Below are 14,968 nucleotides of genomic sequence, written 5' to 3' on the forward strand. Positions count from 1 at the left end.
TTTTCACAGGAGTCGCCCGATGCGTCGCAGGATCGTTGCCGGAAACTGGAAGCTGCATGGCAGCCGCGCCTTCGCCACCGAACTGCTGGGTGCCGTGGCCGCAGGCCTGCCGGTGGCCGGCGTCGATGTCGTGGTGCTGCCCCCGCTGCCCTACCTGGGCGACCTGATCGAGGATTTCGAGGGGCGCGGCATCGGCTTCGGCTCGCAGGACGTGAGCTGCAATGAGAAGGGCGCCTACACCGGCGAGGTCTCCGCGGCCATGATCGCCGACGTCGGCGCGCGCTATGGGCTGGTGGGGCATTCCGAGCGTCGCCAGTACCACCAGGAAGACAGCGAGCTGGTGGCCCGCAAGTTCGTCGCCGCCAAGGCCGCCGGGCTGACTCCGATCCTGTGCGTCGGCGAGACCCTGCAACAGCGCGAGGCGGGGCAGACCGAATACGTGATCGCCGGCCAGCTCGAGCCCGTGTTCGAACTGGCCGGCCCGCGGGCGCTGGAGGGCGCCGTGGTGGCTTACGAGCCGGTCTGGGCGATCGGTACCGGCCGCACCGCGACCCCTGACCAGGCGCAGGCCGTGCACGCATTCATCCGTGGCGAGGCCGCGGCGCGCGATGCTACAATCGCCGGCTTGCTACCGCTGCTGTACGGCGGCAGCGTGAAGCCCGACAACGCGGCCGAGCTGTTTGCGCAGCCGGACGTGGACGGCGGGCTGATCGGCGGCGCTTCGCTGGTGGCCGCCGATTTCCTGGCCATCGCCGAAGCGGCGGCTTCCTGAACCGATTGAGCGGTTCCCGACCCGGAACCCACTACCCAGAGTCCTTCCGATGTTGATGTCGATCCTCAACGTGTTGTTCGTGCTGGTCGCGGTCGCGATGATCGCGCTGATCCTGATGCAGCGTGGCGCCGGTGCGCAGGCCGGTTCCGGCTTCGGCGGCGGCGCTTCGGCGACCGTTTTCGGCTCCCAGGGCTCCTCGAACTTCATGTCCAAGGCCACCAAGTGGCTGGCGATCGTGTTCTTCGCGATCACCCTGTTCATGGCCTGGCACGCCACCCGCAGTGCGCAGCCGGGCCAGGCACAGCAGGACCTGGGCGTGATGGCGCAGGTGCCGGCCGCGCCGGCTGCCGGCGCGCCCGTCGCGCCGTCGCCCGCCGTGCCCTCGGCACCGGCGCAGCCCGCCGACTCCGCGCCAGCGCAAACGCAATCACAGCCGCCCGCGCAGAAGCAACCGGTTCCGCAGGGCGATTGAGACACTTACAATGCCGGGGTTTCGCGCCCGGGACGCGGTGCGAACGGCAACAGATTTGCCCAGGTGGCGGAATTGGTAGACGCACTACCTTGAGGTGGTAGCGGCTTAGGTCGTGGGGGTTCGAGTCCCCCCTTGGGCACCACTGGCGGAAAGCCTGCGCAGGGACGTGCAGGTTGAATGCAGGAGCGGCCGTCATCGCCGCTCCTGGCAAGAAACAGGGAATCCGCGCATCCGTGCACGGATTCGCACAAGACGCCCGCTGCGAGCAGGATGCCCGCGACGGAAAATGGGTTCCGGCAGCGATGCGGAGCCCGAGCAATGGCCGCTGGCGCGGCCAGTAGCCGAGAGTAACAAGCGTGCTGGCCGAATACCTGCCGACCCTGCTGTTCCTTTTCGTTGCCACGGGCATCGGCATCGCCCTGATCGTGATCGGCAACCTGCTCGGGCCCAAGCGGCCGACGGCGGAGAAGCTCTCGCCGTACGAATGCGGCTTCGCCGCGTTCGAGGACTCGCGGATGCAGTTCGACATCCGCTACTACCTCATCGCCATCCAGTTCATCGTCTTCGACCTGGAAATCATCTTCATCATCCCCTGGGCCACGGTGTTCCGGCAGCTGGGCGTGCTCGGCTTGATCGAGATGGGCATCTTCGTGGGCATGTTGCTGCTCGGGTTCATCTACGTGTGGAAGAAGGGAGCGCTGGAATGGGAGTGATCCAGTCCATCCAGAAGGCGGCGGATTTCATCAGCAATCCGCTGCCGGAAGGCCGCGTCGACGACATCCTGCGTCCGGAAGGCGACAATCCGCTGACCGAGCGCGGCTTCGTCACCACCAGCTCCGACGTGCTGCTCAACTGGGCGCGCACCGGCTCGATGTGGCCGATGACCTTCGGCCTGGCCTGCTGCGCGGTGGAGATGATGCATGCCGGCGCCTCGCGCCTTGACCTGGACCGTTTCGGCGTGGTGTTCCGCCCGTCGCCGCGCCAGGCCGACGTGATGATCGTCGCCGGTACCCTGGTCAACAAGATGGCCCCGGCGCTGCGCAAGGTCTATGACCAGATGCCCGACCCCAAGTGGGTGATCTCGATGGGCAGCTGCGCCAACGGCGGCGGCTACTACCACTATTCGTATTCGGTCGTGCGCGGCTGCGACCGCATCGTGCCGGTCGACATTTACGTGCCCGGCTGCCCGCCGACCGCCGAAGCACTGGTCTACGGCATCCTGCAGCTGCAGAAGAAGATCCGCCGTTCGACCAACTTCGGCGACAACAAGACGGGGCAGCGCAATGGCTGAGCAGTACGTCGGCCACGAGTCGGCGACGGTGTTCGCCGATCGCCTGCGCGCCCGCTTCGAAGGTGCCGAGGTCAGCGTGGCGATGCCGCGCGGCGAAGTCGGCATCGTGTTGTCGCCCGAGGCCTGGCACGACGGTTGCCGCGCGCTGCGCGACGAGTTCGGCTTCGAAATGCTGGCCGACCTGTGCGGCATCGACTACCTCGGCTACGGCAGCGACGAGTGGGACACCGAGGTGTCTTCGCTGGGCTTCAGCCGCGGCGTCGAGGGCAGGGGGCCGGGACGCTTCAAGTATGGCGAGCGACCCAGCCGGCAGGCGGCGCAGCCCGATGCCGTCGAGATCACCCCGGTTCCGCAGCGCCGCTACGCGGTGGTCGCGCAGCTGCTTTCGGTCGAGCACAACCGGCGCGTGCGCGTGACCTGCTTCGCCTCCGACGACAGCCTCCCGGTCGTGGCTTCGGTCACCGACCTGTGGCCGGGCGCGAACTGGTTCGAGCGCGAGGCGTTCGACCTGTTCGGCATCGTCTTCCCGGGCCACCCGGACCTGCGCCGGATCCTGACCGACTACGGTTTCGTCGGCCATCCGTTCCGCAAGGACTTCCCGCTGATCGGCAACGTCGAAGTCCGCTACGACGCCGAGAAGCAGCGCGTGGTGTACGAGCCGGTCACGTCGGTGGAGCCGCGCGTCGGCGTGCCGCGCGTGGTCCGCGACGACGCGCGCTACGCCACCGCCATCGGCGAGGACCACGACCTGAAGATCCACAGCGGCATCGGGCCGGCCGACGCAGGAGCCGCGAAATGAGCGCCCATCCGCACGTTTCCAGCACGCCTTTCGCCAGCAGCGTGGCCGAGGCGCGGCAGGAGATCCGCAACTACACGCTGAACTTCGGCCCGCAGCACCCGGCCGCGCACGGCGTGCTGCGCCTGATCCTGGAAATGGACGGCGAAGTCGTGCAGCGCGCCGACCCGCATATCGGCCTGCTGCACCGGGGCACCGAGAAGCTGGCCGAATCCAAGCCGTTCAACCAGTCGATCGGCTACATGGATCGCCTCGACTACGTGTCGATGATGTGCAACGAGCATGCCTACGTGCTCGCGATCGAACGACTGATGGGGATCGAGGCGCCCGAGCGCGCGCAGTGGATCCGCACGCTGTTCGACGAGATCACCCGCATCCTCAACCACCTGATGTGGATCGGCTCCAACGCACTCGACCTGGGCGCGATGGCGGTGTTCCTTTACGCCTTCCGCGAGCGCGAAGAGCTGATGGATGTGTACGAGGCGGTGTCGGGCGCGCGCATGCACGCGACCTACTACCGCCCCGGTGGCGTCTATCGCGACCTGCCCGAGCGCATGCCGCAGTACCGCGAGTCGAAGTGGCGCAAGGGCGCATCGCTCAAGCGCTTCAACGCCTGGCGCGAGGGCTCGATGCTGGATTACCTGGAGGCCTTCGCCAAGGACTTCCCGGATCGCATCGACGAATACGAGGTCCTGCTGACCGACAACCGCATCTGGAAGCAGCGCACCGTGGGCATCGGCGTGATTCCGCCGGAGAAGGCGCTGGCCTGGGGCATGACCGGGCCGATGCTGCGCGGATCCGGCGTGGCCTGGGACCTGCGCAAGAAGCAGCCCTACGCGAAGTATGCCGAGGTCGATTTCGACATCCCGGTCGGCGTCACTGGCGACTGCTACGACCGGTATCTCGTGCGCGTCGCCGAGATGCGCCAGTCGGTGCGGATCATCGAACAGTGCGTGCGCTGGCTGAAGGCAAACCCCGGCCCGGTCATGCTCGACAACTACAAGGTGTCGCCGCCCTCCCGCGAGGAGATGAAGGACGACATGGAAGCGCTGATCCACCACTTCAAGCTGTTCTCCGAGGGCTATTGCGTACCTGCCGGCGAGACCTACGCGGCCGTCGAGGCGCCGAAGGGCGAGTTCGCCTGCTATCTGGTGTCCGATGGTGCAAACAAGCCGTTCCGCGCACACCTGCGCGCGCCGGGGTTCGTCCACCTGTCATCGATGGACGAGGTGGTGAAGGGACACATGCTGTCCGACGTGGTGGCGATGATCGGCACCTACGACATCGTGTTTGGCGAGGTTGATCGATGAAGGCCACCGGCAATTTCGAGAATGCGCGCAATGTCGACCCGATGGTCGTGCTGTCGGATGACGTGCGTGCGTACATCGACCACTGGGTGGCCAAGTTCCCGCCGGATCGCAAGCGCTCGGCGGTGATCCAGGGCCTGTTCGCCACCCAGCAGGCCAACGGCGGCTGGTTGAGCGACGAGTTGATCGCCGCGGTGGCCAAGTACCTTGGCATCCCGCCGGTGTGGGCGTACGAGGTCGCGACGTTCTACTCGATGTTCGAGACCAAGCCGGTCGCCCGCAACAACGTCGCGTTCTGCACCAACATCAGCTGCTGGCTCAACGGCGCCGAGGACCTGGTGAGGCACGCGGAGCAGAAGCTCGGCTGCAAGCTCGGCGAGTCGACTGCCGATGGCCGCGTGTACCTGAAGCGCGAGGAAGAATGCGTGGCCGCGTGCTGCGGCGCGCCGGTGGTCGTGATCAACGGCCATTACCACGAGAAGCTCGACGCGACGAAGGTCGACGAGCTGCTCGACGGACTGAAGTGAGGCTGGACGCAGGCATGGCGCATCAACACACCCACGTCTCCGAAGGCTACGGCCCCGTCGGCCCCGCGCCGAAGGAGCACCAGGCCGTCTACACCACGCTGCATTTCGACAAGCCGTGGTCGTACGAGAACTACCTCAAGACCGGCGGCTACAGCGCGCTGCGCAAGATCCTGGAAGAGAAGATCCCGCCGGCCGACGTGATCGACATGGTCAAGCAGTCCGGCCTGCGCGGACGCGGCGGCGCGGGCTTCCCGACCGGCCTGAAGTGGAGCTTCATGCCCAAGGGTTCGGGCATGCAGAAATACATCCTGTGCAACTCCGACGAATCCGAGCCGGGCACCTGCAAGGACCGCGACATCCTGCGCTACAACCCGCACTCGGTGATCGAGGGCATGGCGATCGCCTGCTACGCCACCGGCAGCACCGTGGCCTACAACTACCTGCGCGGCGAGTTCCACCACGAGCCCTTCGAGCACCTCGAGGAAGCCACCGCCGAGGCCTATGCCAACGGCTGGCTGGGCAAGGACATCCTTGGAAGCGGCATCGACATCGACATCCACAATGCGCTTGGCGCCGGCGCGTACATCTGCGGCGAAGAGACTGCGCTGATGGAGTCCCTGGAAGGCAAGAAGGGCCAGCCGCGCTACAAGCCGCCGTTCCCGGCCAACTTCGGGCTGTTCGGCAAGCCGACCACGATCAACAACACCGAGACCTACGCCTCGGTGCCGGCGATCGTGCGCAACGGCGCGCAGTGGTTCCTCGACCTGGGCAAGCCCAACAACGGCGGCTGCAAGATCTTCTCGGTCTCCGGCCACGTCGCGCGGCCGGGCAACTACGAGATCCGCCTGGGCACCCCGTTCTCCGAATTGCTGGAGATGGCCGGCGGCATCCGCGCGGGCCACAGGATCAAGGCCGTGATCCCCGGTGGCTCGTCGATGCCGGTGCTTCCGGGCGAGACGATGATGCAGCTGACCATGGATTACGACAGCCTGCAGAAGGCGGGTTCCGGGCTCGGCTCGGGCGCGGTGATCGTGATGGACGAGACCGCCTGCATGGTGCGGGCGTGCCAGCGCATCGCGCGCTTCTATTACCAGGAAAGCTGCGGCCAGTGCACGCCGTGCCGCGAAGGGACGGGCTGGATGTATCGCATGCTGACCCGCATCGTCGAAGGGCAGGCCACCGTCGACGACCTGCAGATGCTGCGCGCCGCGGCCGGGCAGATCGAAGGCCATACGATCTGTGCCTTTGGCGAGGCGGCCGCATGGCCGGTGCAGGGTTTCCTGCGCCATTACTGGGACGAATTCGAGTACGCGATCGTGAACGGGCGTTTCCTGGTGGATGACGAGAAGGCCGGGACCGTGGTCCCGAAGGTGGCAGCGGCATGAGTGCGCAGCCCGTCAACCCGAACCTTCCGCCGGACCAGGTCACCATCTTCATCGACGGCGTCGAGATGGCCGCGCCCAAGGGCTCGATGATCATCCAGGCCGCCGACAAGGCCGGCATCCCGATCCCGCGCTTCTGCTACCACGACAAGCTTGCCATTGCGGCCAACTGCCGCATGTGCCTGGTGGACGTGGAGAAGATGGGCAAGCCGGCGCCGGCCTGCGCCACGCCGGTGATGGACGGCATGAAGGTGTCCACGCGCAGCGAAAAGGCCCTCAAGTCGCAGCGCAACGTGATGGAGTTCCTGCTGATCAACCACCCGCTCGACTGCCCGATCTGCGACCAGGGCGGCGAATGCGAGCTGCAGGACCTGTCGCTGGGCTACGGACGCTCGGTGTCGCGCTTCTCCGAGCGCAAGCGCGTGGTGGCCGACGAGGACATGGGCCCGCTGGTCGCCACCGACATGACGCGCTGCATCCACTGCACGCGCTGCATCCGTTTCACCGCGGAAATCGCCGGCACCTACGAGCTGGGCGGCATGCAGCGCGGCGAGAGCCTGCAGATCGGCACCTATGACGGCAAGCCGCTGACCACCGAACTGTCCGGCAACGTCATCGACGTGTGCCCGGTGGGCGCGCTGACCAACAAGGTGTTCCGCTTCCGCGCGCGCCCGTGGGAGCTGATCGCCAAGGAGTCGCTGGGTTACCACGACGCGCTGGGCAGCAACCTGTTCCTGCACGCGCGCCGGGGCGACGTGCTGCGCGCGGTGCCGCGCGACAACGAGGCTGTCAACGAGTGCTGGCTGTCCGACCGCGACCGTTATTCGCACCAGGGCCTGCATGCCGAAGACCGCGCAGTGAAGCCGCTGGTCAAGGATGGTGACGCGGAAGGCGGCTGGCGCGAAGCCTCGTGGGAGGAAGCGCTGGCGAAGGCCGCGCGGATCCTGCGCGACAATGGCGCCGACGACCTCGGCATCCTCGTCCATCCCGCGACCTCCAACGAGGAAGGCGCGCTGCTGGCGCGCATGGCCGAGGCGCTCGGCACCGGCAACCTCGACCACCGCATCGCCCAGCACGACCTGTCCGACGGCGCCAGCGCCGAGGCGTTCGGCATGCCGGTCGCGGAGATCGAGCAGGCGGACGTGATCCTCATCGTCGGCAGCCAGCTGCGTTTCGAAGTGCCGCTGCTGCACCAGCGCGTGCGCAAGGCATGGACGCGCGGCGCGAAGGTGCACGTGGTCAACCCGGTCGATTTCGACTTCGCGTTCGACATCGCCGGCAAGCAGATCGTCGCGCCGTCGCGCATCGCCGATGCGCTGGCTTCGGCGGAGCTGGCCGAAGCATTCAAGTCCGCGACGCGCGGTGTCGTCATCGTGGGCGCGATCGGCGAGAACGGCGCGCATGCTTCCGCGATCCGCAAGGCCGCAGCGCAGTTTGCGAGCGCGAACAACGCCGCGCTGTGCCGGATCCCGCAGGGGGCGAACGCGGTTGGCCTGTCGCGCCACGGCGTACTGCCGGCCTCGCGCGATGCCGGTGCCATGCTCGCACAGCCGCGTGGCGCATACGTGGTCTACGGCATCGAGCCGGGCCTCGATTTCGCCGACCAGGCGGTCGCGCTGAAGGCACTCGGCGCAGCGCAGGTCGTGGCCTTCAGCCAGTTCGCCTGCCGTTCCACGCGCGCGGTTGCCGACGTGATCCTGCCGATCGGCGCGCTGCCCGAGATCGATGCCACGCTCACCAACCTGGACGGCCGCGAGCAGTTCGCGGTGGCCGCCGGCAAGCTGCCGGGCGAGGCGCGTGCCGGCTGGCGCGTGCTGCGTGCGCTGGCCGGGGAGCTCGGGATTCCCGGTTTCGACTTCACCGACTTCGCCGGCCTGCGCGAAGGCCTGGCGCCGCGCGAAGTCGCCGTGGCGGCCTCCGCTGCCGCGGACGCGACGGGCGAGGGGCTCGAACTCGCGGTTTCCGAAGCGATCTACCGCGTCGACGCGGTCACCCGCCGCGCTGCCGCGCTGCAGGCACATCCGTTGACGGTCGGCCCGCGGGTCGGCCTGCATCCTTCCGATGCCGCCGCCGCGGGTGTTGCCGATGGCGCGATGGCAAAGCTTTCCAATGCGGCCGGCACCGCGACCCTGCAGGTCGCGATCGACGACCGCGTCGCGGCCGGTTCGGCGTGGATCGAACGCGGCTACGGTGCCACCGCGGCGCTGGCCGCCGGCAAGATCAAGGTGGTGGCCGCATGAACACGGCGACCGTCCTTGCCGAGGTGTTCGGCCCGCTGCACGAATGGCTGCTGTCGCTCGGCGCGATCGGCGTGGTCGCCTGGATCGTGCTGAAGATCCTTGCCATCGCGGTACCGGTGATCCTTGCCGTTGCCTTCTACGTGGTCTGGGAGCGCAAGCTGATCGGCTGGATGCACGTACGCCACGGGCCGATGTACGTCGGGCTGGGCGTGTTCCAGGCATTCGCCGACGTGTTCAAGCTGCTGTTCAAGGAAGTCATCCAGCCGACCAATGCGCAGCGGGTGCTGTACATCCTCGCGCCGCTGATCACGCTGGTCCCGGCGTTCGCGGCCTGGGCCGTGGTGCCCTTTGATGCGCAGTTGGCACTGTCGAACGCCAACGCCGGCCTGCTGTACCTGCTGGCGATGACGTCGCTGGGCGTCTACGGCGTCATCATCGCCGGTTGGGCGTCGAACTCGAAGTATGCCTTCCTCGGCGCGATGCGCTCGGCCGCGCAGGTGATCAGCTACGAGATCGCGATGGGTTTCGCGCTGGTCGGCGTGATGATCGGCGCGGGCAGCCTGAACATGACGCAGATCGTGATGGCGCAGGCCGGCAACGGCGGCTTCACGGAATGGTTCTGGCTGCCGATGCTGCCGCTGTTCGTGGTGTACTTCGTGTCCGGCGTGGCGGAGACCAACCGCGCGCCGTTCGACGTGGTGGAAGGTGAGTCGGAAATCGTCGCCGGGCACATGGTCGAGTACTCGGGCGCCGCGTTCGCGCTGTTCTTCCTGGCCGAGTACGCCAACATGATCCTGGTCAGCTTCCTGGCCGCGATCTTCTTCCTCGGCGGCTGGCTGTCGCCCTTCCACGGCTGGGGCGTGCCGCTGCTGTCGGTCGACGGCTGGTGGTGGCTGTTCCTGAAGGTCGGCTTTTTCGCCAGCTGCTTCATCTGGTTCCGCGCCACGTTCCCGCGCTACCGCTATGACCAGATCATGCGGCTGGGCTGGAAGGTGTTCATTCCGCTGAGCATCGCGTGGATCGCGGTGACGGCGCTGATGGCGTACTACGGCGTGTTCGAGGCGGGCAAGTAATGCGCAAGATTGCATCCTGGTTCAAGGGCCTGCTGCTGCTGGAACTGTTCGCCGGCATGTGGCTGACGCTCAAGTACCTGTTCAAGCCGAAGTACACGCTGATGTACCCGATGGAGAAGACGCCGCAGTCGCCGCGCTTCCGCGGGTTGCACGCGCTGCGCCGCTATCCCAACGGCGAGGAGCGCTGCATCGCCTGCAAGCTGTGCGAGGCGGTGTGCCCGGCGCTGGCGATCACCATCGATTCGGAACAGCGTGCCGACGGCACCCGCCGCACCACGCGCTACGACATCGACCTGTTCAAGTGCATCTTCTGCGGGTTCTGCGAGGAATCCTGCCCGGTGGACTCGATCGTCGAAACCCACGTGCTCGAGTACCACTTCGAGAACCGCGGCGAGAACATCGTCAACAAGCAGCAGCTGCTGGCAATCGGGGACCGGCTCGAAGCCGAGATCGCCGAGCGCCGCGCCGCCGACGCTCCTTTCCGCTGAGGACCGCATGGACTTCACACTGCTTGCCTTCCTCGCCTTTGCCGTCGTGACCGTGGTCGCGGCCGGTGCGGTGATCAGCGTCCGCAGCCCGGTGCATGCCGCGCTGTGCCTGGTGCTGACGTTCTTCACGGTCGCCTGCACCTGGATCCTGGCCGACGCGGAATTCCTCGGCATCGCCCTGGTCGTCGTCTATGTCGGCGCGGTGATGGTGCTCTTCATGTTCGTGGTGATGATGCTGGACATCGACGAAGTGAAGATGCACGAAGGCTACGTGCGATACCTGCCGGTCGGGCTGCTCGTGGCCGTGGTGATGCTGGTCGAGATGGTGATGCTGATCGGCATCAAGTCGCGTGCGACGCCGTTCGGCGCCGATCCCGCGCTCGCGGCCGGCAAGCCCAACATCGAGTGGCTGGCCGAGCGGTTGTTCACCGGCTACCTGCTTCCGTTCGAGGTCGCGGCGTTGATCCTGACGGTGGCGGTGATCGCGGCGGTCACGCTGACCCTGCGCAAGCGTGAAGGCACCAAGCACCAGGTGCCCAGCGCGCAGGCGCGGGTCAGGGCGGGCGACCGTTTCCGCATGGTGCGGATGGACGCGGCGAAGCCTGCTCCCGACGCGCCGGCATCGGCCCGCGAAGCTGACGGGGAGGCCAGGTGATGGATCTGTTCGTGCAAGGCCTTTCGCTGGGCCATTACCTCGCGCTGGGCGCGGCGCTGTTCTGCATCAGCGTTGCGGGCATCTTCCTCAACCGCAAGAACGTGATCATCGTGCTGATGTCGATCGAGCTGATGCTGCTCTCGGTGAACATCAACTTCGTCGCGTTCTCGCGCGAGGCCGGCGACGCGGCCGGGCAGGTGTTCGTGTTCTTCATCCTCACCGTGGCCGCGGCCGAGGCCGCGATCGGCCTTGCAATCCTGGTCACGCTGTTCCGCAACCGGCGCACGATCAACGTCGCCGAAATCGATACCTTGAAGGGCTGAGTGATGCCGGGCATGGAATTCGCGATCTCGAAAACGGTGCTGCTGGCCATCGTGCTGGCGCCGCTGCTCGGCGCGCTCGTGGCCGGCCTGTTCGGCCGCCAGATCGGTCGCGCCGGTTCGCACTCGATCACCATCCTCGGTGTGGCGGCCAGCTGCGCGCTGTCGATGTACGTGCTGTGGCAGCTGGTCGGGCAGGGCGCTGCGCCGTTCAACGAGAACGTCTACACCTGGTTCCAGGTCGGAGGCCTCGATGCCCACGTCGGCTTCATGGTCGACAAGCTGACCGCGATGATGATGGTGGTGGTGACCTTCGTCTCGCTGCTGGTGCACGTCTACACCATCGGCTACATGGCCGACGATCCGGGCTACCAGCGATTCTTCAGCTACATCAGCCTGTTCACGTTCTCGATGCTGATGCTGGTGATGTCCAACAACTTCCTGCAGCTGTTCTTCGGCTGGGAAGCGGTGGGCCTGGTGTCGTACCTGCTGATCGGCTTCTGGTTCAAGCGCCCGACCGCGGTGTTCGCCAACCTCAAGGCGTTCATGGTCAACCGCGTCGGCGACTTCGGCTTCATCCTCGGCATCGCCGGCGTGATGTACTGGTTCGGCACGCTGGACTACGCGACGGTATTTGCCAACGCCAGCGACAAGGTGGGCGGCGGCCAGCTGGTTTCGATCATCTCCGGCCACGAGTGGTCGGTGGCAACGGTGATCTGCATCTGCCTGTTCATCGGCGCGATGGGCAAGTCGGCGCAGGTCCCGCTGCACGTGTGGCTGCCCGACTCGATGGAAGGCCCGACCCCGATCTCCGCGCTGATCCACGCCGCGACGATGGTCACGGCCGGCATCTTCATGGTGGCGCGCATGTCGCCGCTGTTCGAACTCAGCGAGACCGCGCTGAACTTCGTGCTGTTCATCGGCGCCACCACCGCCTTCTTCACCGGCCTGATCGGCATGGTGCAGAACGACATCAAGCGCGTGGTCGCGTATTCGACGCTGTCGCAGCTGGGTTACATGACCGTCGCGCTGGGTATCTCGGCCTACAGCGCGGGCGTCTACCACCTGATGACCCACGCCTTCTTCAAGGCGCTGCTGTTCCTCGCCGCGGGCTCGGTGATCATCGGCATGCACCACGAGCAGGACATGCGCCGCATGGGCGGCCTGCGCAAGTACATGCCGGTCACCTACTGGACCATGCTGATCGGCACCCTGGCGCTGGTCGGTACGCCGTTCTTCAGCGGGTTCTATTCCAAGGACGCGATCATCGAGGCCGCGGCGCACCACGCGCACGAATCCGGCAACTGGATCGCGACCTACGGCTACTGGGCTGTGCTGCTGGGCGCGTTCGTCACCTCGTTCTACAGCTTCCGCCTGCTGTACCTGACCTTCCACGGCAAGGAGCGCTTCCGCGACGCCCATGCCGCCGGCGACGGCCATGATGCCCACCACGACGACCATGGCCATGGCGTGCATGAGCCGCACGAATCGCCGTGGGTGGTGACCGTGCCGCTGGTGCTGCTGGCGATCGCATCGATCGGAGTCGGCTTCGTCACGGCCGGGCCGATGCTGTTCGGCACCGATGTGATGGGCCACGCGAAGCAGCTGCCGTTCTTCCTCGGGTCGATCGACGTTGCGGGTCCGCGCGACGTCATCGCCATGATCGGCGCGGCCAACTGGCACGGGCCGGTCGAGTTCGCCCTGCACGGCTTCAAGGCGCCGCCGTTCTGGCTCGCGCTCGCCGGGTTCGCCGTGGCGACGGTGATGTACCTGCTCAAGCCGGAGCTGCCGGCAAAGGTGGCGCGCGTGCTGGCGCTGCCGATCCGCGTGCTGAACAACAAGTACGGCATGGACGACCTGTGGATCAAGGGCCTGGCCGGCGGCAGCGTGCTGCTGGGCAAGCTGTCGCGTCGTGGCGACGAGAAGGTGATCGATGGCGCCTTCGTCAACGGCAGCGTGCGCCTGGTCGACCTGTGCGCGGGCGTGCTGCGGCGCACCCAGTCCGGACTCCTCTACCACTACGCTTTCGTGATGATCCTCGGCCTGATCGTGCTGCTGGCCGCGCTCATTCGCTACTGGCGCTGACGGAATAAGAACACGTGTCGAACTGGCCCCTCCTGAGTTTGTTGATCTGGCTGCCGATCATCGGCGGCGGACTGGTGCTCGCGCTCGGCAACCAGCGCGCCAGCGCTGCGCGCTGGCTGTCGCTGCTGATTGCATTCGTGACGTTCGTGCTCAGCATCCCGCTGTTCACCGGCTTCGATTACGCCAACGCCGGGCTGCAGTTCATCGAACGCCGTGAATGGATCCCGGCCTACGACATCCAGTACCACCTGGGCGCGGACGGCATCTCGATCGCGCTGATCCTGCTGACCACGATCACCTCGGTGCTGGTGCTGATCGGCGCCTGGGGATCGGTGAGCAAGCGCGTGAGCCAGTACTTCGCCACGCTGCTCATCCTCGAAGGCGTGATGATCGGCGTGTTCTGCGCGGTCGACTCGATCCTGTTCTACGCCTTCTTCGAAGGCATGCTGATCCCGATGTTCATCATCATCGGCGTCTGGGGCGGCCCGCGCCGCGTCTACGCGGCGATGAAGTTCTTCCTGTACACGTTCCTCGGCTCGGTGTTCATGCTGATCGGGCTGATCTACATGTACCTGAAGGGCGGCAGCTGGCAGATCCCGGACCTGGTGCAGCTGTCGCTGACGGCCACCGAGCAGGCCTGGCTGTTCTTCGCGTTCTTCCTCGGGTTCGCGGTCAAGATCCCGATGTTCCCGGTGCACACCTGGCTGCCGGATGCGCACGTCGAGGCGCCGACGGGCGGCTCGGTGGTCCTGGCGGCGATCATGCTGAAGATCGGCGGGTACGGATTCCTGCGCTTCTCGCTGCCGATCGTGCCCGATGCAAGCCACGAGTTCGCGATGCTGATGATCGTGCTCTCGCTGATCGCGATCGTGTACGTCGGCATGGTGGCGCTGGTGCAGGACGACATGAAGAAGCTGATCGCCTATTCGTCGGTCGCGCACATGGGCTTCGTGACCCTGGGCATCTTCATCGCGCTCGCGCTGGTGCGCGACGTCGACAACCTCGATGCGGCCAGGCTGGGCCTGCAGGGCGCGATGGTGCAGATGGTCTCGCACGGTTTCATCTCGGGTGCGCTGTTCTCCTGCGTCGGCGTGCTCTACGACCGGATGCATACGCGCCGGATCAGCGACTACGGCGGCGTCGCCAATACGATGCCGTGGCTGGCGATGTTCTGGATCCTGTTCTCGATGGCCAACTCGGGCCTGCCCGGCACCAGTGGTTTCGTCGGCGAGTTCATGATCATCCTGGCCAGCTTCCAGCAGCACCCGCTGATTGCGTTCGCAGCGGCGACCACGCTGATGATCGGCGCGGGCTATTCGCTGTGGCTGGCCAAGCGGGTCATCTGGGGCGAGGTGGGCAATGCCCACGTCGCCGAGCTGAAGGACATCAACGGCCGCGAGTGGATCGTGCTCGGCGTGTTCGCCGCCGGAACGCTGCTGATCGGCCTGTGGCCGAAGCCGCTGACCGACCTGATGGAACCCTCCATCGCGCAACTGGCGGCCCAGCTCGCCGCAAGCAAGCTTTGAGGACGATGCCGCGATGATCCTTGGCGTACTGATG

At 66.5% G+C, this 14,968-nt stretch carries 15 protein-coding genes and 1 tRNA gene; all 16 read left to right on the forward strand.

Annotated elements, in window-relative coordinates:
* Nucleotides 1-19: 19 nt before the first annotated feature.
* The 16 genes from tpiA (at nucleotide 20) to H570_RS0108120 (ending at nucleotide 14,934) form a co-directional block, all read left to right on the forward strand.
* Nucleotides 20-772, forward strand: coding sequence for a triose-phosphate isomerase (gene tpiA, locus H570_RS0108045; RefSeq protein ID WP_027080284.1), 753 nt, complete (start codon nucleotides 20-22; stop codon nucleotides 770-772).
* 49 nt (nucleotides 773-821) lie between these two features.
* Nucleotides 822-1,244, forward strand: a complete 423-nt coding sequence (gene secG / locus H570_RS0108050) for a preprotein translocase subunit SecG (protein WP_027080285.1) — start codon at nucleotides 822-824, stop codon at nucleotides 1,242-1,244.
* A 57-nt stretch (nucleotides 1,245-1,301) separates the two neighbouring features.
* A tRNA-Leu gene (locus tag H570_RS0108055) sits at nucleotides 1,302-1,386 on the forward strand.
* A gap of 214 nt (nucleotides 1,387-1,600) precedes the next feature.
* Nucleotides 1,601-1,957 carry an NADH-quinone oxidoreductase subunit A gene (locus H570_RS0108060; RefSeq protein WP_027080286.1) on the forward strand — a complete coding sequence of 119 codons (357 nt, stop codon included), beginning with the start codon at nucleotides 1,601-1,603 and terminating at the stop codon, nucleotides 1,955-1,957.
* Nucleotides 1,948-2,535 (forward strand): NuoB/complex I 20 kDa subunit family protein, encoded by a 588-nt coding sequence (locus H570_RS16890; protein WP_036135633.1) that lies wholly within the window; start codon nucleotides 1,948-1,950, stop codon nucleotides 2,533-2,535. Before H570_RS0108060 ends, H570_RS16890 begins: the two co-directional genes overlap by 10 nt.
* The gene (locus H570_RS16895) at nucleotides 2,528-3,334 is read left to right on the forward strand and encodes an NADH-quinone oxidoreductase subunit C (RefSeq protein ID WP_051176235.1); all 807 of its coding nucleotides are present in this window, start codon (nucleotides 2,528-2,530) and stop codon (nucleotides 3,332-3,334) included. Before H570_RS16890 ends, H570_RS16895 begins: the two co-directional genes overlap by 8 nt.
* Nucleotides 3,331-4,641 carry an NADH-quinone oxidoreductase subunit D gene (locus tag H570_RS0108075; RefSeq protein ID WP_027080287.1) on the forward strand — a complete coding sequence of 437 codons (1,311 nt, stop codon included), beginning with the start codon at nucleotides 3,331-3,333 and terminating at the stop codon, nucleotides 4,639-4,641. The genes H570_RS16895 and H570_RS0108075 overlap by 4 nt, the downstream gene beginning before the upstream one ends.
* The gene (gene nuoE, locus H570_RS0108080; protein ID WP_027080288.1) at nucleotides 4,638-5,165 is read left to right on the forward strand and encodes an NADH-quinone oxidoreductase subunit NuoE; all 528 of its coding nucleotides are present in this window, start codon (nucleotides 4,638-4,640) and stop codon (nucleotides 5,163-5,165) included. The genes H570_RS0108075 and nuoE overlap by 4 nt, the downstream gene beginning before the upstream one ends.
* A 14-nt stretch (nucleotides 5,166-5,179) precedes the next feature.
* Nucleotides 5,180-6,550, forward strand: coding sequence for an NADH-quinone oxidoreductase subunit NuoF (nuoF, locus tag H570_RS0108085; RefSeq protein ID WP_027080289.1), 1,371 nt, complete (start codon nucleotides 5,180-5,182; stop codon nucleotides 6,548-6,550).
* Nucleotides 6,547-8,787: an NADH-quinone oxidoreductase subunit NuoG gene (nuoG, locus tag H570_RS0108090; RefSeq protein WP_027080290.1), complete on the forward strand. Its 2,241-nt coding sequence runs from the start codon at nucleotides 6,547-6,549 to the stop codon at nucleotides 8,785-8,787. Before nuoF ends, nuoG begins: the two co-directional genes overlap by 4 nt.
* Nucleotides 8,784-9,860, forward strand: coding sequence for an NADH-quinone oxidoreductase subunit NuoH (gene nuoH, locus H570_RS0108095; RefSeq protein WP_027080291.1), 1,077 nt, complete (start codon nucleotides 8,784-8,786; stop codon nucleotides 9,858-9,860). The genes nuoG and nuoH overlap by 4 nt, the downstream gene beginning before the upstream one ends.
* Entirely contained in the window at nucleotides 9,860-10,348 is a 489-nt protein-coding gene (gene nuoI / locus H570_RS0108100) for an NADH-quinone oxidoreductase subunit NuoI (RefSeq protein WP_027080292.1), read from the forward strand. Before nuoH ends, nuoI begins: the two co-directional genes overlap by 1 nt.
* Before the next feature lie 7 nt (nucleotides 10,349-10,355).
* Nucleotides 10,356-11,003, forward strand: a complete 648-nt coding sequence (locus H570_RS0108105) for an NADH-quinone oxidoreductase subunit J (protein WP_027080293.1) — start codon at nucleotides 10,356-10,358, stop codon at nucleotides 11,001-11,003.
* Nucleotides 11,003-11,326 carry an NADH-quinone oxidoreductase subunit NuoK gene (gene nuoK / locus H570_RS0108110; protein ID WP_036135636.1) on the forward strand — a complete coding sequence of 108 codons (324 nt, stop codon included), beginning with the start codon at nucleotides 11,003-11,005 and terminating at the stop codon, nucleotides 11,324-11,326. The genes H570_RS0108105 and nuoK overlap by 1 nt, the downstream gene beginning before the upstream one ends.
* A gap of 12 nt (nucleotides 11,327-11,338) precedes the next feature.
* Nucleotides 11,339-13,408, forward strand: a complete 2,070-nt coding sequence (nuoL, locus tag H570_RS0108115; RefSeq protein WP_027080295.1) for an NADH-quinone oxidoreductase subunit L — start codon at nucleotides 11,339-11,341, stop codon at nucleotides 13,406-13,408.
* A gap of 14 nt (nucleotides 13,409-13,422) precedes the next feature.
* Nucleotides 13,423-14,934, forward strand: a complete 1,512-nt coding sequence (locus H570_RS0108120; RefSeq protein ID WP_027080296.1) for an NADH-quinone oxidoreductase subunit M — start codon at nucleotides 13,423-13,425, stop codon at nucleotides 14,932-14,934.
* Nucleotides 14,935-14,968 lie beyond the last annotated feature (34 nt).

This window comes from Luteimonas mephitis DSM 12574 (genome assembly GCF_000422305.1).
In the GTDB taxonomy this organism is placed as follows: domain Bacteria; phylum Pseudomonadota; class Gammaproteobacteria; order Xanthomonadales; family Xanthomonadaceae; genus Luteimonas; species Luteimonas mephitis.